Raw genomic sequence first — 20440 nt, forward strand, 5'->3', positions numbered from 1 at the left:
AACTGACTCATACTCTTGAGTCAGTTTTTAATGGGATTCTTATGTTTTAGAAGACATTCCATCTCCATTTACTGTAAAATCCTCACCCTTTTTCATAAAAAACGCAAATAGAATGAGCAGCACCAACACGGTTGCAAGACCTGCAATGGTACTACTTGTTAGCCCAATAACTAGATAACCAAAGCCAGCTATTCCTGCAGAAGTTAATGCATAAGGTAACTGAGTCATAACGTGATCCATATGATCACTCCCTGCACCTGTCGATGAAAGAATTGTTGTATCCGAAATCGGTGAACAGTGGTCACCAAATACGGCGCCAGCTAAGACAGCAGCCATTGTAGGTAGTATGATGGATACATCTGTAACAGCAGAGATTTCACCCGCAATCGGCAATAGAATTCCGAATGACCCCCAGGAGGTTCCAGTCGCAAAAGCGATTAATCCAGCAATGATGAACATGATAAAAGGTAAAAAGGTTACATTCATATTCATGCTTTTTACTAAACCGGCTAAGTATTTTCCCGTTTCTAATTGGCCAATTAAATCGACGATAATCCATGCAAAAATTAGTATTAAAATCGCTGGAACCATAGATTTTACTCCTTCTTTTAACCCTATAAAGAAGAGCTTAGACTCGACAGTCTTTTTCTTAAAGCTGTGATTAAAAAAGTATCCAAGAGTAATAACTAACCCAACTATTCCTCCAAAAAAAAGGGATTTAGCAACATCTGCATTTTCAAAGATCGTCATTAAATTGTTACTTCCATTTGATGCTGAAGATCCTGTCCAAAGCATCATAATAACAGTGGAGATGATCAATGTAATTAATGGCCAAATTAGACTACCAACTGTTCCTTTATCGCTAATTGGAATTACTTCCTTCATTTCTCCAGGAGCAGTTTTATTTGGATCAAATACTTGCCCTGTATTCATTGCACGATCTTCATGTTTTTTCATTGGACCAAATTCTATTCCCCGAAGGGCAATAATAAAAACAAGCGCTAAAGCTGACCATACATAGAGATTCATCGGAATCATTTTTAAAAATGCAGTTAAAGGAGCAATATCTGAAATGCTGTGTGCGGTTAAAACAGAGCCAATAATCCCAATAATATAGGCACCCCAACTTGAAATAGGAGCAATGACACAAACTGGTGCAGAGGTAGAGTCAATAATATAGGCGAGCTTTGCTCTCGAAACGCGATGTAAATCGGTAATTGGTCTAGATACTTGCCCAACTGCAAGGGCATTAAAGTAATCATCAATAAAAATAACTACGCCAAAAATCGCAGCCATCATTTGAGCACCAGCTCTTGTTTTTACACGTTTCATTGCCCATTCACCAAAAGCGCGTGCACCACCAATTATTGTAATAAAAGCAGTTATAACACCAAGGATAATAACAAATAATTCTATAAAAATATTCCATGTATTTAATTGACCATCTACCCAAAAAATAGCTTTTAGCGCTTCCAATAATGTTGATAATGTATTTAAAATATTGCCTTCTGCTAACAACAGTGCCGCTGTTACAATTCCAATTCCTAATGACAATAATACCTTTCGAGTTAAAATAACCATTAAAATAGCAATTAGCGGTGGTAACAATGAATAAATTGAATTCTCCATTCTTTTCCTCCCCCGTTTTTTAATTAATCGATGAAACCTCCTTTTTAATATTTTTAGATTATTTAGTCTAATCAGAATTCATTATATTTATTTCTTTATCCTTCTGTCAAATCACGAAAAACTAAAAGGAGCTATCTCACACAGATAGCTCCCAGTTCTTATGATTTTTTTTCAACTAACTTAAACTTTTGCCAAGGCTCGATTTTATTCAAAAGAAACAGCTCTTCTTCAGCAATATTTCCAATAATATTTGACTTCCCTTCATTCTCCATTTCTTTTAAAGCAATATGTAATTCCCCTTTATATCTTTCGTATTGGTCATTATCAATTGTTACATGACCACGTTTAATTAATTCTGTATGATGTGCAGGAAATGCTTCCTTTTTAAACTCTATTCTACTCTCTGTTGAGCGAATCACATAGGCAGAAACATCTCCACGATTAATATGTGTTCGTTCCAGTGCGATTTTCCTTTCTACCTGTGATATGCCTGATTTAAACTGTATGCTTAGCTCTAGAAGATAACGATTTAAACGACCGAGCTGACTTAATTCTTCCTCCGATGCAAAAGCATTTCCAATAATTAAATCATCAATGACGCCAGTATTAAACAAATCCTTCGCTTGTACGATAATCGGCAAATAACGATGTTCCTCTAATGTTGGGAGTCCTTCTTGGACTGGCCATGGCCCATAATTTGCATGTGAAGAGGATATCATAGCTGCTGTTCGAATTCCATGCTCTTTATATTGCTTTGAGCATTTTAGAAAATGCTCGCGTGATAAGCCCGTGTATTTTCTAGGATAAAAATTATGACAGCCAATCAATGCATGCTTATTCGGTGAGTACGAAAGGATTTGCTCTAAGTATTTTGTTCCTTGACTCACATTCAATTCAATCTTTAAGCCATACTCGTTCATCGACATGATGCTTTCCTCTAAACCAGAAAAACCTAAATCAAGACGTAAACCTGAAAGACCAAGTTCCTTAAAGTATCCTAAATCCTTATAAGAAAGCTGCAAATCTTGAAAAACACTTGGACTAACATCAGCAATCACTTCATAACCAAGTTTTTGTGCCCTACTTAATAAGTTTTTCATTTGTTTAACATCTTTTTCTTCGCTAACTGACATTAAACAGGTAAAGAGTCTTGAAAAACCATGGGAACTAGCTCGTTCTAAATAATCAAATTGTTCCTTTTCCGTTCCATATTGTGGGTAAATGGATATTCCTAATTGTCTCATTATCAATTCCCCTTTCGTATTTAATACTTTCTACTTTCTAATCATTTATAGAAAAGAAGAGAGGGTATCACTCTACCCTCACTTCCACGTTCGACACTATTTATTGATTCATAGACTCATATAGCTCAACAAACTCTTTTGCAAGATCCTTAAATGTAATGGCGTTCATTAAATGATCCTGAGCATGGACAAGAAGTAAAGTTACCTCGGCACGATTCCCTCTTGCTTCATTTTGAATTAATGATGTTTGCACATGGTGTGCCTCTAATAATTCCTTCTCTGCTTTTGTAATAAGCTCATAGGCCGTACTAATATTCTTTGCTTTTGCTGCTTGAATTGCCTCGACAGCATCACTTTTTGCATTCCCACTATGCGTAATGATCGTCATTACAATTTGTTCTACATTCATTATATGATCTCCTTTGCTGTCTATTTCGCTTGTTGGATGGGCTCTGCTTGGTTTTTTTGCTTTTCACTTTTCAAGAATGCTCGTTCAGCCATTTTCACAAATGGGATATAAATAATGATAGATACCAATAGATTAAATGCTGCCAAAACTCCACCTTTCCAGGAAGCTGAGGTTATGATTCCTCCAATGATTGGTGGTGTCGTCCAAGGAAGAAATACAACAGTTTTCGGAACAAGTCCTGTGGCAATTGATACATAACTAATAATCGTTAATAGAATAGGTGTTAAAATAAACGGAATAAATAAAATCGGATTTAATACAATTGGTAATCCAAATACAACTGGTTCATTGATGTTAAAAAGCCCAGGGGCTACAGATAACTTAGATAAGTTATAATATTGCTTTTGTTTACGCCCTACCCAGATTATAGCTAGTAGCAATCCAATTGTAGTACCTGATCCACCTAAAAGAACAAAGCCGTCAAAGAATGATTTCGTAACAATATTTGTTATTTCTGTTCCTGCTTTAAATGCAGCAATATTATCATTAATCGCTGGCAAATAAACCGCTTGCATCAATGGCTCTATAATATTGGATCCGTGTAAGCCAAAGAACCATAAAACATGAATAATAACAGCAACTAATATTGCCGACCATAATGTATTTGCCATTTTTGAAATAGGTGCTTGAAGAGCATCATATAATGCTTGGTGTATATCAGGCATTCCTAGCTTTACAGTTATCACTTTCAAAAGTCCAAAAATCGTTAATGTGATCATTGCAGGAAATAATGCGGCAAATGATTTCGATACTGCTGGAGGTACTCCATCTGGCATTTTAATAACTAATTTAGGATTCCCTAAAAGTCTAGTAAAAATCTCTGTTGAAACTAATGCGACAAAAATAGCGACAAAAAGTCCTAATGCCCCTGCCCATGATAGTGGTAATCCACCATCCTTTGTTGTCGCCATAATTGATAGTAAGGCAGCTACAGATACAACCCCCGAGGAAAGTCCATCCTTATCATATGACTTAGCTAAATTATAAGCGATTGTAAACGCGACTAGTATTGAAACAATTGCAAAAGTACCTTGCCATAAAACTCCACCAAACATGGTCCAGTTTTCCCCAAAAATAGACTTCATGAAGTTCTGATAGGCTTTAATTGGCAAGTTATTAAATAATGTTGCAAACGATCCTAAAATCATCAACGGCATAATAGCAACGAATCCATCACGTATAGCAACTAAATGTCTTTGTGCGCCAATCCGTCCTGCAACAGGAACAAAATATTTCTCTAAGAACTGAATAAGATTATTCATCCATTTCTCCCCCTTATCCCCTACCTATAATAATTGTAGGGCTTTAGTAAGCACTGCATCCCCGTTCATTGTTCCATAGTCAATGCTATCAATCACTTGAACTGGTATTCCTTTTCCATCAAGCTGCTTTTCAAGTTTCCCCTTTAAAAATCGTACTTGTGGTCCCAGAAGTAAAACATCAATCTCTTCAAAATGATTCTTCGCTTCTGCCTCTGCCACTGCAAATATTTGTATTTCTTCCCCTTTTTCTACTGCTGCTTTTTCCATTTTTGTTACAAGTAGACTGGTAGACATTCCAGCTGAGCAAACTAACATAATTTTTTTCATGTTGTTTTTTCCCCCTAAATCTAATAGCGCTTTCATTTATGAAGGCTCTTTTCTCAAAAATAGTTGCTAATTAAGTAAAGTTAATCACCGAGAAAGGAGCGGCAAATTCCATCGGACCGCTAAATCCTTTATTAGGTGCAATATCCGGCAGTTGTTTTTTTACAAAAGCAACAAATTATACGAAAACAGCCTTTTTGAATAATAAATCTATAGAACCTTAATGAGTGTTTTACCTCCTATATTTAATTAATATGCAAAAACTGTGCCAACTTAAATTTGACGAAACTCCTTATTCTATCGCCAAAAAGAAAAACACAAATATGTAATGATGATTACACACTTGTGTTTTTAATTACACACTTTATGATTTCCTATTTTCAATAAACATCTGACATAAATAAGCTGTTTCTGATTCCGATAATATAAAATCAAACTCTTTTTCGAGATCCCTTAACGTTTCTTTTACTACGCTCATTTCTCTAGCATATTTTTTTCTAAAACCAGAAAAATCATCAAATTGACGAACGGCTTGCTTTAATTTCATGTTTTCAATTAAAAAAATAAGATGGATAATGATTCCTTTATCTACCCCATCTTCAAGGGTAATCTTTAATTTACGTTCTATTTCGTTTACTAATTTCCTAAGTCGCTGAATTAACTGCTGAACATGTGGGATAGTGGAAATATGCCCTTCAAGAGACTGGGCCATTTTCTGGTATGGTTCTTCATCCTCAATTAATTTTTCTATTTCTTTAAATTTATTTTTATGAAACACATCGATGGCAGAAAAATAAGGAATATCATCATACTGAAAATGAACAGTACCTACGATTGCTAAAATATCATATTGTTCAGAGATCTGTCCGACTTTTTCCGTGAACGCATGGCGATTGAGAAATTGAATAGATAGAATTTCGATATTTTTTCCTTTTACTAGATCAACTAATCTAGTTTTCAATTTCAATGCAACACCTTCACCAGTAAAACAAGCAGTAATAATCGCCTTTTTTAAAGGTTTTTCCCGAGATTTAGATGTACTAAATTTATAATCGAATAATTGTTGACAGCTTTGGTAAATATCCTCTAGGCTTCTTCCCAATGAAGCTTTGCGCACAGCCTCCATCACAATCGGTGTACTTGTCATTGATATTGTTTTTGTTTTCACACCTGTTTCTTCAAAAATCATGTTCCCAAAAGAAGATAACGATCCCATATCAACTAGAAATAATACTCCCTTTGTTGGATTCAACTCGATGACAGTATTTTTTACTCGTTCATACATATCCCTAACTTCCATTGATAATGGCATATCTAAGGCTTTCCCTTGCTGAACACCTAATAAATCCTGTACAGTTTGTAACATACTTGATGCAGTAGATTTTCCGTGCATCATTACAATTATTCCTACATTCTGTCCTTGTTGATGCATATTTTCCTCAATATCGGCAGCAAGGAACATTGTAATAAAGCCAATTTCATCAAGTGGAATTTCAACATTTAATTCATTTTCAATCATTTGAGCAATCTCAATAGAAACTTTAAATTCCTTCGAGTATTTCTTTCTTATTTCATTTAAATTTGGATGAAATACAGTCTGGAATTGTTTAATCCGTTCAATAGACCCTTGTAAATGTAAAGCAAAGGCAAATTTCATTTTATTGCTGAAACTTCTAACTAATTCACCCTCGGCAAATCTGTATATTTTTTCAGTTATCTCCCAAATTTGTTCATCTACAACTTCATTGACTCCAACCTCAGGAAGCTTATCTAAATACCGATTGAAGTATTGGTCAATATCGACAAGGAGCTCCTTTTTAATATCCGCATCGCTTCGTCCATCTTGATGTAATTGATGCAATTTACTTTCAATTACATCATAAAAATTTTCATCCTCATCTCTCAATTCACTATCTGACTCTTGATCATGAAATTTAAAAATCTCCTGATCACTTCCAATTAAGCGATCCATTTTTTCACGGAAATCTTTAGTATCAAGCAAACCTTTTTGAACATGGATAGGTAAGTCCATCTGTGTAATATTTAAATATTGAATTTGATTGGACTTATAATTGAGAAATGCTTTTGCACAGGATAACTTCAAATCACGCTGTAGCTGACCGATATTCGCAGATGCATGGTAAATTAATAAGGCACTCAAAGCTCTTCGATCCACATAAATGGTTTCATTTAATCGTTTGGACTCAAGGATTAGAAAATGTTCAATCAATTGAAACCTTTCCTCTAAATTTCGATCATCTAAAGATGGCAAGGTAATGGACATAGGAATTCTTCTAGTAAAAGTCTCCAGTAAAAAAGATTCAGGATTCTCGGTTGTGGCTCCAATAATTTGTACCGAAGCTTTACGCAACTGATCACTTTCTCCTAATCTTCTAAACTCCCCTTTATCGATAAAGGTAAATAGCATTTCTTGTCCTTCATGTGGCAGTCGGTGTATCTCATCGAGAAACAATATACCACCATCACATTTTTCAAGTAATCCGGGTCGGTCTGAATCCGCCCCAGTATATGCACCTTTTTTCACTCCAAAAATATGTCCATATAAAAGCTGGGGATTCTGTGAATAATCTGCACAATTAAACGTAATAAAAGGCGCAGGATTCTCTAAAATATTTGACTCAACTGCATACTCATACATGCATTCGGCAAATAATGATTTACCCGTTCCTGTTTTTCCAAGAATTAAAGTGTGTAATCCTCTAGGTGGATATAATATAGCCGCTTGAGCTTGCTGAACAGCTATTTTTAAACTTCCATTTGCACCAATTAATTGTCGAAAAGGATAGTTTTGTCGCTTTCCTTTGTTAACAACACGGTATAGAATAGGTTTTCCACTTTGCTTTTCTATACTTTTTTCCTTATAAAGTTCATTTAAATACCTACTAACATTGGCCCGATCGAGATTGAGTTCATCGGCAATTTGTTGGGCGGAGAAGCTCTCATTAGAATTTTTAAGAAAGGCTAAAATTTCATCTTTTCTGCTCAATCTGTTCACCTCCTGTCTCTGTAATCGTTTGGCTTCATTATTCTAATCAGATAATTATATTAATTTTAACGTTTATTTGAATGCGTTTCCATATATATTATAAAAGTCCTAGATTGCTTTTAAAAGTTTATTAAAAGGATTGTTTTACAGGTTTTCTAAAAAATAATGATACACCAATTTTTTTACATATTGTTACATAATGCATGAGCATAACAAGTAAAGCTCCTGTATTCATCCCAAGTATAATACCAATCATATTAAATTCCTGTTGAGATCCAAGAATAATCATCATTATAAACATCACAACCGTAGACCAAACAAAATGAAGAAGCGTATCTTTAATTAAACCAATTCCTATTAAAAAAGCTTGCATAGGAATAGCGAAAAAGTGAAATAAAAAATATGGCCAGAGAAGTTTTAGGTACATAGGGGCAATATCTGAATCAAAAAACATATGGGTAAGTGGCTCTGCAAAAATGTGAAAAATAATGACAGCTGGTATTCCATAAACAAATGTCATCAATATAACCTGCTGCAACAGGCTTCTTAGCTTAGCAAAATCCCTTTTCGCATATGCCTCAGATACAGTTGGAATTAATACAGTAGAAAGAGAATGAGCAATGAAGGCTGGAAAAAAACCGATACTAAAAGCCACCCCTGTTAATAATCCGAAATGCTCAATCGCCATTGTTCCTGAAAATCCAGCTTTCATTAAAGCTGCTTTTATCAGAAAAGGTTGGATCGCATGGGAAATAGAGTGAGTGATTCTCATTCCAGTAGTCGGTAGTGAAACCGACATGAGACTTTTCCGCACAGATTTACCCGTAAGTCTTACAGCGCTTTTATATTTTATTAACTTAAATTGTAAAAAGAAGGTATGGATTAAATAAACGAAAACAATCAGTTCACTTCCGATTAATGTACAAAGAGCAATCAAAATAGCCTTGTCTAATTCGAATTGAAATAAATTATATACAATGACAAGTAAAGTTAATTGAACAATTCTTCTCAAAAAATTTGCTATTGCAATCTTTCCCATATGTTGCACTCCCATAAAGTAGCCCCTAGCTACTGAGGAAAAGGATACAAGTGGAATCAACACAATTACTAGTCCACGTATATATGGATGATAGTGATTAAATACGGGAAGTATTGGCAAAATGGCAAGTGCTAAAATAACTAGGACGATTGTAAATAACACCGTAAATCGGATCGCATGCTGGAGCATACTTAAATGATACTTGTCTTCTTTTTCAGCAATAAACTTTGAAATGGAAACAGGTAATTCCATACTTGCTAATACAACAATAAAAAAGATAACCGGTAATATAGACATATATAAACCCATGCCTACTTCACCTAGTTCTTTTGCCAAAACCATATTTATAAAAAACTCAACACATTCACCAATAAATGCTACAACTACCAACAAAAATGTCCCTTTAAAAAAAGAAGTCATACTGTCTCTCCTATCTAGTAAAAACTCATCCTAATTTATGATATGAGACAAGTACTGAGAATATTTAATCCTTTTTTAAAATCTCTTTATAAGGCGTCCCCCACCTTTAATATATAAAGAATTTCAAAAAATAATTTCAATAAACCGGAGACAAATTTTATTAGCCCCTCTACTTTGTAAACCTATACAATGTTCTAGTTGACATATTTCCTCCCTTTCATTATTCTTTTTTATAGTAGATAAAAAGGGGATGAACTAATGAAATTTCGAGCCATTGATATTTGTTATATTGGTTTATTTACAGCATTTATGATGATTGGAGCGAATATCACTTCTATTGTTCCATTTATGGTAATAGGTGGGGTTCCTATTACATTACAAACCTTTTTTGCCATTCTTGCTGGAGCGACCCTTGGAAGCCGGCTAGGAGCAATATCAATGATTGTTTATACTATTGTAGGGCTTGCTGGTGCACCTGTTTTTGCAAGATTCAGTGGTGGAATAGGAGATATAGTCAGCCCAACTTTCGGGTTTATTGTTTCATTTATTTTTACAAGTTACATAGTTGGCAAGATTATTGAGAAGAAACCAACATTTCTTATGTTCATAACAGCATCACTTATTGGAATAGTGGTCAACTATATTATTGGTACAAATTGGATGTACTTTGCTTATCAATTATGGGCATCAGCTCCAGACGGTTTTACTTATAAAATTGCATGGCTATGGATGGCTGCACCACTTCCAAAAGATATTATCCTGTCTATCTGTGCAGGTTTATTTGCAATGCGCCTACATAGAACAGTAAAAATCCGGCATTTTTCTATATCAGCAAAATAACGCAAAAAAGGAGCTAGCATTTCCAAATGCAGCTCCTTTTTTTCTTTCTAGGTTACAGAAAATAATTGAACTTATTTGACTATAAGGTCAATATTATTGGTTTTTCTTTCGTGACGATAACAGTATGCTCAACCTGAGCAACCAAGCTTCCATCTGGAGTTTTGAATGTCCACCCATCATCCATCTCAACTACTTCCTCAGCACCAGTAGAGATAAAGGGTTCAAAAGCTATTACCATTCCATCCTTTAATAAATCATTATCCCAAGGCTCGTAATAGTTCATAATATAATCAGGCTTTTCATGAAGTGCTCGTCCAACCCCATGACCTGTTAAATTTAGGATGACATTAAAACCACTTCTTTTTGCCTCATTCATTACTGCCTTACCAATTTGATTTTGCTTTGAACCAGCCTTAATTTTTGCAAGTCCTTTTTGAAATGCCCGTTGAGCACAATCACATAGCTCTTCTAATTCAGGACTTGATTCTCCGACCACAAACGAAATACCTGTATCTGCATAGTAGCCATTCCAAGATCCTGAAACATCAATGTTAACCAAATCTCCATCCATTATCATTCGATCACTTGGGATACCATGTGCCACTTCATCATTTACACTAATACATGTATAACCAGGAAAGTCATATTCACCTTTTGGTCCAGAAATTGCACCATGGCTTTCAAATAATTGACCTGCTCTTTCATCTAATTCCTTTGTTGTTACACCAGGCTTCGTTAATGATTTTAATTCATCGCGTATCTCAGCTACAATTTTACCGATTTTTTTTAAAGCTTCTAAATCCTTCTCATTTTTTACAATCATTTGATCTTTCCTTTCAAAAAAAGTACATAGTCCCTTTTCATTATATAAAAAAAGATTTCATAATCCAAAGTTCCACTCTTCCAACAACGAATAGCCTTATTTTTTTCCAATAAACGGAAGAAACCTCATGCTATAGGTTTACCTTTGTAACATTTCTGTAATATTTGTTTAAAATAACTGTAAAAAATATTTCGACAATTATCTGTTATATTATCAATAGTAGACAAAAAACGACTGAGGTGGCCAAATTAATGAAACGTATCGGATCCATTGTTATAACAATCGCCCTAGCAATTTTACTAATTTTACCATTCCAATCTGCAAGCGCTGCAGAATTTTCTCCAGATGATCTTATTAAAGAAGCGAAAAAACATATTGGAACACCATACAAATGGGGTGGCGTTACGCCAAGTGGATTTGACTGCTCAGGTTTCGTCTATTATTCTTTCAATAAAATGGGAATTACTTTACCCCATTCTTCTGCAGCCATATATAATAAGGGGGAAAAAGTTAGTAAATCAGAACTTAAACCTGGTGATCTAGTATTTTTCAACACAAGCGGCTCAGGAATTTCTCATGTATCAATTTATATAGGCGATAATCAGATCATTCACTCCGTGGATAAAGGTGTTAAAATAGACAAATTAAACAGCTCTTATTGGAAAACAAGATATGTCGGAGCGAAGAGATTATAGTTGATAAAGCAGCGATATACGCTGCTTTTTTTTAATACAGCTTCATTGAATAATAGTTGAATTTCTTATTTATATAGACGCAATAGTTAAGAAAAAGTTTCATTTTCAAACAAAAAAATTTCTAAAGTGGGAAATTACAATCGTTTTACACCAGCCTTACTTTTATTATATGAAGCTCTTTCTGCAAAAGTTCATATTCTCTAAAAAAATTTTAGATACTTTCAACTTATTTCACCAATTTTGCATAAATTATTAGTGTCATACAAAAAAATGAATTAACAATGGTATTAAAAGCCGTCAATAATATGTCTAATCAATCTAAACGCTATTCGAAAAGGCCAGATAATTATTTCTGGTATCCAAGATAATAGATCTAAAACAAAATCCCAAAATGTATAGTGTTCATTTTTAATTTTTTTCTGTTGTTTTCTGCTTTTTCTCAAATTCATCACTCTTTTTATGATTAATCTAACTAGACTTGCAACAAGCATCATACAGAGTTTTCAAATGTTATATCGTCTGAGAACTCAACCTAATTTCTTTAGTATATTCCCACTACTTTTCTTCGTAATCGTTCCTTTCCTCTTTTAAGATGAGTCTTTACCGTTGATAATGGCATAGACGTTCGTTGTGATATATCTTTCATACTACAATCATAAAAATAATATAGTAGTAAGGACTGTTGGTATCGGCTCGGAAGTTCATTAATTTTCTTTATTAAATTTTCATGTAAAACTTTCTCTAGTACCATTTTTTCTGTTTCATCCTGTACTTCATTTTGTTCAATTACATCCATTTTTTCTTCTAAGTATCGGTACTTTACTTTCTGTCTTTTCCATTCATCCTTACATTTATTTAAAGCTATTTTAAATAACCAGTTTTTAAACGATGAACGGTGTTCAAAGGAATCATATCCAATATATGCAGCTATAAGAGTTTCTTGATATATATCCTCTGCTATTTCCCAATGTTTCATTAGCGAATATATATAATTTAAAAGTGCTTTACCATGTGTGATAACAAAGTTTTCTATATCTATATTTTTCTGTTGTTCACGATCTATTATTCTATCCATACCCTAAGATTCTCTCCTTAGTATTTGTAATCTTTTTTCTCATTATAAAGATCCATCTTTAAAATAAAAGAAACTGTTTCTTAAGTTTTCCTTAAATATATCTTTAAAATTTTTTAATAAAAATGAAACGAAAAAGAAATTACCTTTCATTGTTAATTGTGTTAATCTTATCTAAAAGAATCAATATTTATAAAAATAGGATAAATATACTCTTCTATTTAGATTGAGTAAGGAGCTTTCTCATACCACTATCTACATGTTGATTGATGGAAATAGGTTTGCTCTATACGATGACTTCAATGACAAATCATACTACGAAAATTAATTAAATAACTCAGTCTTAGGTCTTAAAGATAATTACTGCGATAGTTCGTATTCTATCTGGAATAAATGAGATAAGATACCAATAAAGGGGAAAAATCATGAAGTTCTTACAATTTAAAAGAGTCTTTAAAGCAAGATGTTCCCTTCCTATATTTCAATTCTACATAGGAGGAAAATTGTGTGGAGCAACGTAAAATTTATTTATTACTAACCGATACTGGTACAATGTTTACAAGAATGATAAAGCTTTTTACTCAAGAACCACTCAACCACGCTTCATTAGCCTTTGATGATAATCTGGTTGAGGTATATAGCTTTGGCAGAAAAAATATGAGAAACCCTTTTATTGGAGGGTTTGTAAAAGAAAATATTCGTACGGGTCTTTTTAAACATGCTAAATGTGCTATTTATAGTTGTACGGTTTCTGAAAAGCAATACCAAGAAATGAGAAGAAAAATCATAAATTTTGAAAATAATAAGCAAAACTATAAATATAATCTTATTGGACTTATTGGAGTCCTATTTAATATAGAAATTGAGAGAAAAAATGCCTATTTCTGCTCTCAATTTGTTGCATCAGTGTTAAAAGATTCGGGTGTCGTTCTCATTAATAAGCCTTTAGCCTTCGTTACTCCAAGTGATTTAAAAGCAACCTCGCCTTTTCAACTAGTTTATGAAGGAAAATTAAATTTCTATTTTTCCACAACTGAGATGAACCAAAATTCAAACAATCAGCCACTTTTATTAAAAACAATGTAATGATTTTCATTTTCTATCTAAAGAAAGCATAAAACCATTAGAATGTTCTCTATTGTTTTTATGCTCTTTTTATTTTTTATTGGGCTCTTTCCTAAAATATTATTGCTATTTTTAAAAGCCTATTTTTCTAACAAAGGCATAGACACCTTTAACCATCTGCAACGAACTCAAATAATTCTTCCTTTAACTCTTATTAACACTCTATCGATGCGACAATATTTTCTAGGTCCATCCCTAAAAAAATAGCTTTCAATCCTACTCCTTTATTAGTTATAATTTTTATATGTGCAATAAGAAACTGATTGAAAAAGGTGTATATAGATGAGTATTTTAACAGTAAAAGATTTGAGTCACGGTTTTGGTGATCGTGCTATTTTTAATAATGTGTCATTTCGTTTGTTAAAAGGGGAACATATCGGGTTAGTTGGAGCCAACGGTGAAGGTAAATCTACGTTTATGAATATCATTACAAGAAAGCTACAGCCCGATGAAGGAAAGGTTGAGTGGGCGAAAAAAGTCCGTGTCGGTTACTTAGACCAGCATGCGGTCCTAAAAAAAGGAATGACCATGAAAGATGCTTTAAAAGGTGCATTTCAATATTTATTCGACCTTGAAACAGAAATGAATGGACTCTATGAAAAGATGGGTGAAGCCACACCGGAAGAATTAGAGAAAATGCTAGAAGAAGTGGGAACCATTCAGGATATTTTAACTAACAATGATTTCTATATTATTGATGCCAAAATTGAAGAAATTGCAAGAGGGCTTGGACTTGATGACATCGGACTTGATCGAGATGTTCAGGATTTGAGTGGTGGACAACGGACAAAAGTGCTTCTCGCAAAACTACTTCTTGAAAAACCAGATATCTTGCTTCTTGATGAGCCTACTAACTATCTAGATGAGCAACATATTGAATGGCTAAAGCGCTATTTACAAAACTATGAAAATGCTTTTATTTTAATTTCACATGATATTCCATTCTTAAATAGTGTTATTAATTTAATTTACCATATGGAAAATCAAGAATTAAATCGATATGTTGGTGACTATGATGATTTCATGAAAGTATATGAAATGAAGAAACAACAATTAGAATCTGCCTATAAAAAGCAGCAACAAGAAATTTCTGAACTAAAAGATTTTGTAGCAAGAAATAAGGCGAGAGTTTCAACCAGAAATATGGCAATGTCACGTCAGAAAAAGCTAGATAAAATGGAAGTTATTGAATTGGCTGCAGAAAAGCCAAAGCCAGAGTTCCGCTTTAAAGAGGGACGTACATCCGGAAAAATGATTTTTGAAGCAAAGGACTTAGTTATTGGTTATGATGAACCACTTTCAAGACCATTGAACCTTCAAATGGAACGTGGCCAAAAGATTGCTCTAGTTGGTGCTAATGGTATTGGAAAAACAACATTGTTGAAAAGTATACTAGGAGAAATTAAACCTCTATCTGGTTTAGTTGAGCGTGGGGATTATCAATTAACAGGATATTTTGAACAAGAAGTTAAACAGGCAAATTATAATACTTGTATTGAAGAAGTGTGGAATGAATTCCCTTCCTTTACACAATATGAAGTTCGAGCTGCATTAGCAAAATGTGGATTAACGACGAAGCATATTGAAAGCAAAGTTGAGGTACTTAGTGGCGGGGAAAAGGCAAAGGTTCGTCTATGTAAATTAATTAACAAAGAAACAAATATCCTAGTACTTGATGAGCCGACAAACCATTTAGATGTCGATGCGAAGGATGAATTAAAACGTGCCCTCCAAGACTACAAAGGCAGTGTTCTTCTTATTTGCCATGAACCGGAATTCTACCAAGATGTCGTAACAGATGTATGGAACTGCGAAAACTGGACTACTAAGGTGTTTTGATCTGTAAACACCAAAAAAAGGTGTTTTGATCTGTAAACACCAAAAAAAGGTGTTTTGATCTGTAAACACCAAAAAAAGGTGTTTTGATCTGTAAACAAAAAAAAGGTGTTTTGATCTGGAAACACCAAAAAAGGTGTTTTGATCTGTAAACACTATAAAACTAATGACTAATTATAAAGCACAGGAGGGAATGAATAATGGATTTTCCATTATTCATTCCCTCCTTATTTTGATTGTTATTTTAGGAAAATGAAATGTGTAGCGGTCCTCGGTCGATATTTATTAGTTATAACTTTACTTAAATAGCAACAATGTTTGAGAAAAGATCCTTATTTTAAAACAAAATCTCCCGATGTCGTTTTTACCTTTAATTGAATTGAACCGTCACCAATTTTGCCTTTTATTTCATGTTCGTTTTTTTCAGTATAAGTTGCTCCAGAAACTTGAATTTTTCCACTACCTGATCCGCCATTAAAATCAATGGCAAAAGGATATGTCTGTTGCTTTGTTCTAACTTCAACTGTACCACTTGTTGATTCTAAATTCATATTACCAACGTGTTTATTAGGTCCAATCTCTATATCACCAGAAGTGGCATTTCCAATAATAGTTCCACTAATATCATCAACAACGATGCTTCCAGATGTGGCATTGATTTCTGATTCCTTTGCTAAAAGCTGATCCACATTGATATCCCCAGAAGTAGATTTTAGCTTTACTTTTTTTGCCTCATTGTTATTTACATTAATTTCACCACTTGAAACTTGAACAGATAATTGATTGGCAACTTTTACATCGTCATTTGTAATATCCCCGCTCGTCGCCTTCAAGAATAGATCTTCTGCCTGATTATTTGCTGCTTTGATTGTACCACTAGTTGATTCAATAACCAGTTTATTATTCACCTTACCATTTTTAACATTTACATCACCAGATGCTGCTTTAAAAGTTGCATTTTCAGCAGAAAAATCCTTTACATTTAATTCTCCTGATGAAGATTTTACGTCTAATGATTGATACATCTTCTCAGGAATTTTTACATATAATTTTATACTGCTATAAAATGTAGCTCCCAATCGAATTTTTTCCTTAACCTTAATATTAATACGGTCCCCATCATTGTCTACTTTTAATTTATACTGTCCTTTTTTTCTTATCGTTTCTTTTCCTAATAAATCAACTTGAACATCATCACTATTTGACGGTTCTAATATGACATCCACAGATCCAGAATCAATTTGAATTTCTTTTATGTTTTTACCACTAATTGACTTCTTTTCACTCCACTCTTTCGGATGAAACAAAGAATCCTTATTTGCAAATAAACTTGCTGTCGTGCCAATAATACCGATTATCAATAAAATGATTGCCCCTAAAATCATTTTTTTCATTATGCCTTTCCCCCTTTAATTATCTTTACATTAAATTTTATATAGCGAAGAATAACGGAATAAAATAACTTTCCTATATTGATCATTGCAATACTTAATAGTAACCCGATCGCACATAACACAATCGATGCAAAAAATTGCAGTAAAAATAAATCAAATCCTGTAAATATCCCCCATGAAACGACTAATAAAGGAGCAACCGTCATCACAATTGCAGTCACACACAATCCAATATACACCCCAATAAGCCCTAGAACAGGCCCCAATAAAAAAACAATATTAAAAAAACTTAAACTAATCGTTGCAATCATCGCACGTGTAATATTTGGAACAGATCGATCCTTTTCTGCTGCACTTATCCGATACTCTGCTATTAAATCCTTGGCAATCATTTGTGGATCCCCTAGCTCTGAAACAACTTCTTCCTCCGTTTTTCCATTTTCAATCCCGATTGTAAAATGCTCTTCAAAATCATAAAGCATATCTTTTCGATCACGTTCAGGAACTTTCGATAGATAGCTTTCTAAACTTCTTATAAATTCATTTCTCCCCATTCGCCATACCCTCCGTTATAAATTGATTGACTGCCTCAGAAAATTGCCTCCATTGACTAATTAAATCAAACATATATTCAAGGCCTTTTGTTGTAATTGAATAGTACTTTCTTGGTGGTCCTTCAGTGGATTCTAATAAATAAGTGGTTAAAAGATCATCCTTTGTTAACCTTCTAAGTAAAGGATACAGAGTCCCTTCTGCAACTTCTATTTTACTGGATATATTTTGAGCTAACTCATAGCCATATTGATCCTTTTTAGAAATTAATATTAGAACACATAGTTCTAAAACACCCTTTTTAAACTGGACATTCAAAAAATCCACCTCCTATAAATTAATATCAGCTACTGTACATTGTTCACTAGTATTAACTATATAATAATCGATACTACTGATTAATGCAAGGTACTGAATAATAAAAAAGCATCTACTGACAAAAAATGTGTAGATGCCTATTTCAAATGTATCCATTAACCTCGCTGATCAACGATGTTTCCAGCATACAAATATTTTTGATTGACAGGGACTTCAAGTTCTCGACAAAACTGTTTTAGCGTTCGTTCTTCTCGTAATGTAACAATAGAAATAACCGTTCCTGATTCCTGACCTAATCTTCCTGTTCTACCTGAACGATGAGTATATTGGGAGGTATTGTCCGGTAAATCAAAATGGATTACATATGGAAGATTGGCAATATCTAACCCTCTTGCCGCTACTTCAGTAGTAAAAAGTAGAGAATACTCACCAGACTGTAATTGACTAATTGCTTTCGCTCTTGCTTCTTTTTTCAATTCACTATGTAATTCTCCAACCAAGTGACCTTTATATTTCATTTTTTCTGCTATAACATTTAGCTTTCCAATATCGTTAAAAAATACAAGAGCTTGCATAGATTCTACTCTATTTAGTTTTGCTAATATCTCCATTTTATCTCTTTCTTCACATACAAAATAAATATGTTCAACTTTCGCTTTATTTTCGGAAGTCTTAATATTTATTATTTCTGGTTCTTTCATCAGCATCTGCGCAGAATGGATTGTTTGCTCCTGAAGTGTTGCCGAGAAAAGTAGAAGTTGCCTTTCACTTAATGTCGCTTTAATAATCCCAGTAATTGTTTGCATATTTTCTGAAGTAAGGAGTTGATCGCCTTCATCAAAAACGATCGTCTTTACTTCATGCATTTTTATTTTTTTTTGTTTTATTAATTCAAAAATTCGCCCAGGTGTTCCTACAATGATATGCGGCTTCTTTTTTAGCTTCTCTAATTGGCGTTTTACATTTGCACCACCAATAAATGATGCTGCCAGTATCCCACTTCCAGAGGCCCAATTTTGAATTTCTTGAAGGATTTGCATCACTAGTTCCCTAGATGGGGCAAGAATAATTGTTTGTATATTTTTATTATCGGTATTTAGCTTTTCTAATAATGGAAGAACATAGGCTAATGTTTTCCCTGTTCCAGTCGGTGAACTAGCAATAACATCCTTGCCTTCCATTATTATCTCAGCAGTTTCCTTTTGGATGGCTGTAGGCTGATCAAATCCTGCAGTCTTCCATGTATCTTGAAAGTTTGGTTTTAAAGTTGATAAAAATGGCCAATTACTTGTCATATTGCTCTCCTTTAGTTCTATTTTCATTTTTTCTTATGGCTCTTTTCTTAAATATTGTTGCTATTTAACTAAAGTTTTAACGAATAACTATCGGCTGATGAAGACTGCTACACCTTTCTTTTTACTGAAAAGAGCTGTAAGCTCCATGAAAATCGTTGCATCCTTTTTTGGTGTAATAACCGGCAGTTGGACATTTACAAAAGCAACAAACTATAAAAACAGCCTTTCTTATAAATCAACACAAAGTTCACTTTATCATACACTACTAGAAGTTTATATGACAAATAAGGAAAGCAATCTTGCATTTTTAATCAACATATTGAGGTTATCTATTAAAGACGTCTGTCCCCTTATGGTAGATTTGCTGTTTTAATATGAGTAAATTTCCAATAAATAGCTTGGCCATTAGCAGTTATAAGTTCAATTATGTTATTTGAGACATTTTTTAATAATCCAATTTTCTCTGGATTATCTCCTAAATCCAGGACTATTAATTGCCCTTCATATTTTTTTAATTGTTCATCAAAAGATCTTGCTAAAGGAATACTTGCAGGAACAATTGGCAAATCTTTACTGCCTAAAGTATATGGTGTTAGTTGATTTGAATACGGGGTGAACCATTTTATATGCTGCATCGATATAAAAATAATTTTGTACACTGGGGAATAAAAAACAATGTAGTCATTTAAAACACTAGTAATATATCCGTGAATCGATTTGTTCCCCGTAACAAATAATTCTATGAACTGTCCTTTTGCATGATTTAATATTTTTCTATAGGAAATCGGTTCCGGTTCATTTATCATGAGTAAGGATTCTGGTGGTTCGCTTACTATTTCTTTTACTACTTTTTCCTTTAAGTGCTGAATGTGTAGTAGTGGAATATATAAAAATTTATTGCCAGTATAGATCACAATTATATCCAGTCCCTTATCAAGTAATAAGCCTGATATGAGATTCTTTCCTGAAATTTCAACCTCAACCTCTTGATTAATTAATTGGTTAATTCCTGACAACTCTACATCCTCCTTTCAATAGATTGGTGCACTAGTCAAAAACCAATGCACCCTGGTTTGCCAACTCGTGAAATAATATA

At 33.6% G+C, this 20440-nt stretch carries 18 protein-coding genes; 4 read left to right on the forward strand and 14 right to left on the reverse strand.

Going from position 1 to position 20440, the window contains the following annotated elements:
* Positions 1-39 precede the first annotated feature (39 nt).
* From MHI39_RS22560 to MHI39_RS22590, 7 genes are all read right to left on the reverse strand, one after another.
* Positions 40-1629, reverse strand: a complete 1590-nt coding sequence (locus MHI39_RS22560) for a Na+/H+ antiporter NhaC family protein (protein ID WP_259548025.1) — start codon at positions 1627-1629, stop codon at positions 40-42.
* Positions 1630-1787: 158 nt separating this feature from the next.
* Complete coding sequence (locus tag MHI39_RS22565) at positions 1788-2873, reverse strand: MupG family TIM beta-alpha barrel fold protein (RefSeq protein ID WP_342540271.1); 1086 nt, start codon at positions 2871-2873, stop codon at positions 1788-1790.
* A gap of 100 nt (positions 2874-2973) precedes the next feature.
* Positions 2974-3282, reverse strand: coding sequence for a PTS lactose/cellobiose transporter subunit IIA (locus MHI39_RS22570; RefSeq protein WP_058003119.1), 309 nt, complete (start codon positions 3280-3282; stop codon positions 2974-2976).
* Between the two features lie 20 nt (positions 3283-3302).
* Positions 3303-4604 (reverse strand): PTS sugar transporter subunit IIC, encoded by a 1302-nt coding sequence (locus MHI39_RS22575; protein ID WP_058003120.1) that lies wholly within the window; start codon positions 4602-4604, stop codon positions 3303-3305.
* A 24-nt stretch (positions 4605-4628) separates the two neighbouring features.
* Positions 4629-4931, reverse strand: a complete 303-nt coding sequence (locus MHI39_RS22580) for a PTS sugar transporter subunit IIB (RefSeq protein WP_058003121.1) — start codon at positions 4929-4931, stop codon at positions 4629-4631.
* Between the two features lie 361 nt (positions 4932-5292).
* Complete coding sequence (locus tag MHI39_RS22585; protein WP_259548033.1) at positions 5293-7935, reverse strand: sigma-54-dependent transcriptional regulator; 2643 nt, start codon at positions 7933-7935, stop codon at positions 5293-5295.
* 130 nt (positions 7936-8065) lie between these two features.
* A complete protein-coding gene (locus MHI39_RS22590) occupies positions 8066-9394 on the reverse strand; it encodes a polysaccharide biosynthesis protein (RefSeq protein WP_251339007.1) in 1329 nt (442 codons plus the stop codon).
* Between the two features lie 258 nt (positions 9395-9652).
* Here MHI39_RS22590 and MHI39_RS22595 point away from each other — a divergent pair, with 258 nt between their 5' ends.
* The gene (locus MHI39_RS22595) at positions 9653-10234 is read left to right on the forward strand and encodes a biotin transporter BioY (protein WP_259548039.1); all 582 of its coding nucleotides are present in this window, start codon (positions 9653-9655) and stop codon (positions 10232-10234) included.
* A gap of 79 nt (positions 10235-10313) precedes the next feature.
* Here MHI39_RS22595 and map read toward each other — a convergent pair whose 3' ends face one another.
* Positions 10314-11057 carry a type I methionyl aminopeptidase gene (gene map / locus MHI39_RS22600; protein ID WP_251339009.1) on the reverse strand — a complete coding sequence of 248 codons (744 nt, stop codon included), beginning with the start codon at positions 11055-11057 and terminating at the stop codon, positions 10314-10316.
* Positions 11058-11308: 251 nt separating this feature from the next.
* Between map and MHI39_RS22605 the strand changes: the two genes are divergently transcribed.
* The gene (locus MHI39_RS22605; protein WP_251339010.1) at positions 11309-11752 is read left to right on the forward strand and encodes a C40 family peptidase; all 444 of its coding nucleotides are present in this window, start codon (positions 11309-11311) and stop codon (positions 11750-11752) included.
* A 541-nt stretch (positions 11753-12293) separates the two neighbouring features.
* Here MHI39_RS22605 and MHI39_RS22610 read toward each other — a convergent pair.
* Positions 12294-12827 (reverse strand): RNA polymerase sigma factor, encoded by a 534-nt coding sequence (locus MHI39_RS22610; RefSeq protein WP_259548050.1) that lies wholly within the window; start codon positions 12825-12827, stop codon positions 12294-12296.
* Between the two features lie 504 nt (positions 12828-13331).
* Between MHI39_RS22610 and MHI39_RS22615 the strand changes: the two genes are divergently transcribed.
* Together MHI39_RS22615 and MHI39_RS22620 are read left to right on the forward strand one after the other, a co-directional pair.
* Positions 13332-13910 carry a hypothetical protein gene (locus MHI39_RS22615; protein ID WP_139358065.1) on the forward strand — a complete coding sequence of 193 codons (579 nt, stop codon included), beginning with the start codon at positions 13332-13334 and terminating at the stop codon, positions 13908-13910.
* 321 nt (positions 13911-14231) lie between these two features.
* On the forward strand, positions 14232-15788 hold the full coding sequence (locus tag MHI39_RS22620) for an ABC-F family ATP-binding cassette domain-containing protein (RefSeq protein ID WP_251339012.1): 1557 nt from the start codon (positions 14232-14234) through the stop codon (positions 15786-15788).
* A gap of 329 nt (positions 15789-16117) precedes the next feature.
* On the opposite strand, the gene MHI39_RS22625 is transcribed toward MHI39_RS22620, so the two are convergent.
* The 5 genes from MHI39_RS22625 to MHI39_RS22645 all read right to left on the reverse strand — a co-directional run bounded on the left by MHI39_RS22625 (position 16118) and on the right by MHI39_RS22645 (position 20360).
* Complete coding sequence (locus MHI39_RS22625) at positions 16118-17179, reverse strand: DUF4097 family beta strand repeat-containing protein (RefSeq protein WP_259548059.1); 1062 nt, start codon at positions 17177-17179, stop codon at positions 16118-16120.
* Complete coding sequence (locus tag MHI39_RS22630) at positions 17179-17733, reverse strand: DUF1700 domain-containing protein (protein ID WP_259548060.1); 555 nt, start codon at positions 17731-17733, stop codon at positions 17179-17181. Before MHI39_RS22630 ends, MHI39_RS22625 begins: the two co-directional genes overlap by 1 nt.
* On the reverse strand, positions 17720-18049 hold the full coding sequence (locus MHI39_RS22635; RefSeq protein WP_058003131.1) for a PadR family transcriptional regulator: 330 nt from the start codon (positions 18047-18049) through the stop codon (positions 17720-17722). The genes MHI39_RS22630 and MHI39_RS22635 overlap by 14 nt, the downstream gene beginning before the upstream one ends.
* 155 nt (positions 18050-18204) lie before the next feature.
* Positions 18205-19344, reverse strand: coding sequence for a DEAD/DEAH box helicase (locus tag MHI39_RS22640; protein ID WP_342540272.1), 1140 nt, complete (start codon positions 19342-19344; stop codon positions 18205-18207).
* 350 nt (positions 19345-19694) lie between these two features.
* Positions 19695-20360, reverse strand: a complete 666-nt coding sequence (locus MHI39_RS22645) for a DUF2642 domain-containing protein (protein WP_058003133.1) — start codon at positions 20358-20360, stop codon at positions 19695-19697.
* Between the last annotated feature and the right edge of the window lie 80 nt (positions 20361-20440).

It is taken from the genome of Heyndrickxia sp. FSL K6-6286 (assembly GCF_038630395.1).
Lineage (GTDB): Bacteria > Bacillota > Bacilli > Bacillales > Bacillaceae_C > Heyndrickxia > Heyndrickxia oleronia.

Excerpts from the sequence above, each read along its gene's own strand:
- MHI39_RS22595 (WP_259548039.1), top strand. The coding sequence starts at position 9,653 with ATGAAATTTCGAGCCATTGATATTTGTTATATTGGTTTATTTACAGCA.
- MHI39_RS22620 (WP_251339012.1), top strand. The coding sequence starts at position 14,232 with ATGAGTATTTTAACAGTAAAAGATTTGAGTCACGGTTTTGGTGATCGT.
- MHI39_RS22610 (WP_259548050.1), bottom strand. The coding sequence starts at position 12,827 with ATGGATAGAATAATAGATCGTGAACAACAGAAAAATATAGATATAGAA.
- MHI39_RS22565 (WP_342540271.1), bottom strand. The coding sequence starts at position 2,873 with ATGAGACAATTAGGAATATCCATTTACCCACAATATGGAACGGAAAAG.
- MHI39_RS22575 (WP_058003120.1), bottom strand. The coding sequence starts at position 4,604 with ATGAATAATCTTATTCAGTTCTTAGAGAAATATTTTGTTCCTGTTGCA.
- MHI39_RS22605 (WP_251339010.1), top strand. The coding sequence starts at position 11,309 with ATGAAACGTATCGGATCCATTGTTATAACAATCGCCCTAGCAATTTTA.
- MHI39_RS22580 (WP_058003121.1), bottom strand. The coding sequence starts at position 4,931 with ATGAAAAAAATTATGTTAGTTTGCTCAGCTGGAATGTCTACCAGTCTA.
- MHI39_RS22590 (WP_251339007.1), bottom strand. The coding sequence starts at position 9,394 with ATGACTTCTTTTTTTAAAGGGACATTTTTGTTGGTAGTTGTAGCATTT.
- MHI39_RS22640 (WP_342540272.1), bottom strand. The coding sequence starts at position 19,344 with ATGACAAGTAATTGGCCATTTTTATCAACTTTAAAACCAAACTTTCAA.
- map (WP_251339009.1), bottom strand. The coding sequence starts at position 11,057 with ATGATTGTAAAAAATGAGAAGGATTTAGAAGCTTTAAAAAAAATCGGT.
- MHI39_RS22630 (WP_259548060.1), bottom strand. The coding sequence starts at position 17,733 with ATGGGGAGAAATGAATTTATAAGAAGTTTAGAAAGCTATCTATCGAAA.
- MHI39_RS22560 (WP_259548025.1), bottom strand. The coding sequence starts at position 1,629 with ATGGAGAATTCAATTTATTCATTGTTACCACCGCTAATTGCTATTTTA.
- MHI39_RS22625 (WP_259548059.1), bottom strand. The coding sequence starts at position 17,179 with ATGAAAAAAATGATTTTAGGGGCAATCATTTTATTGATAATCGGTATT.
- MHI39_RS22570 (WP_058003119.1), bottom strand. The coding sequence starts at position 3,282 with ATGAATGTAGAACAAATTGTAATGACGATCATTACGCATAGTGGGAAT.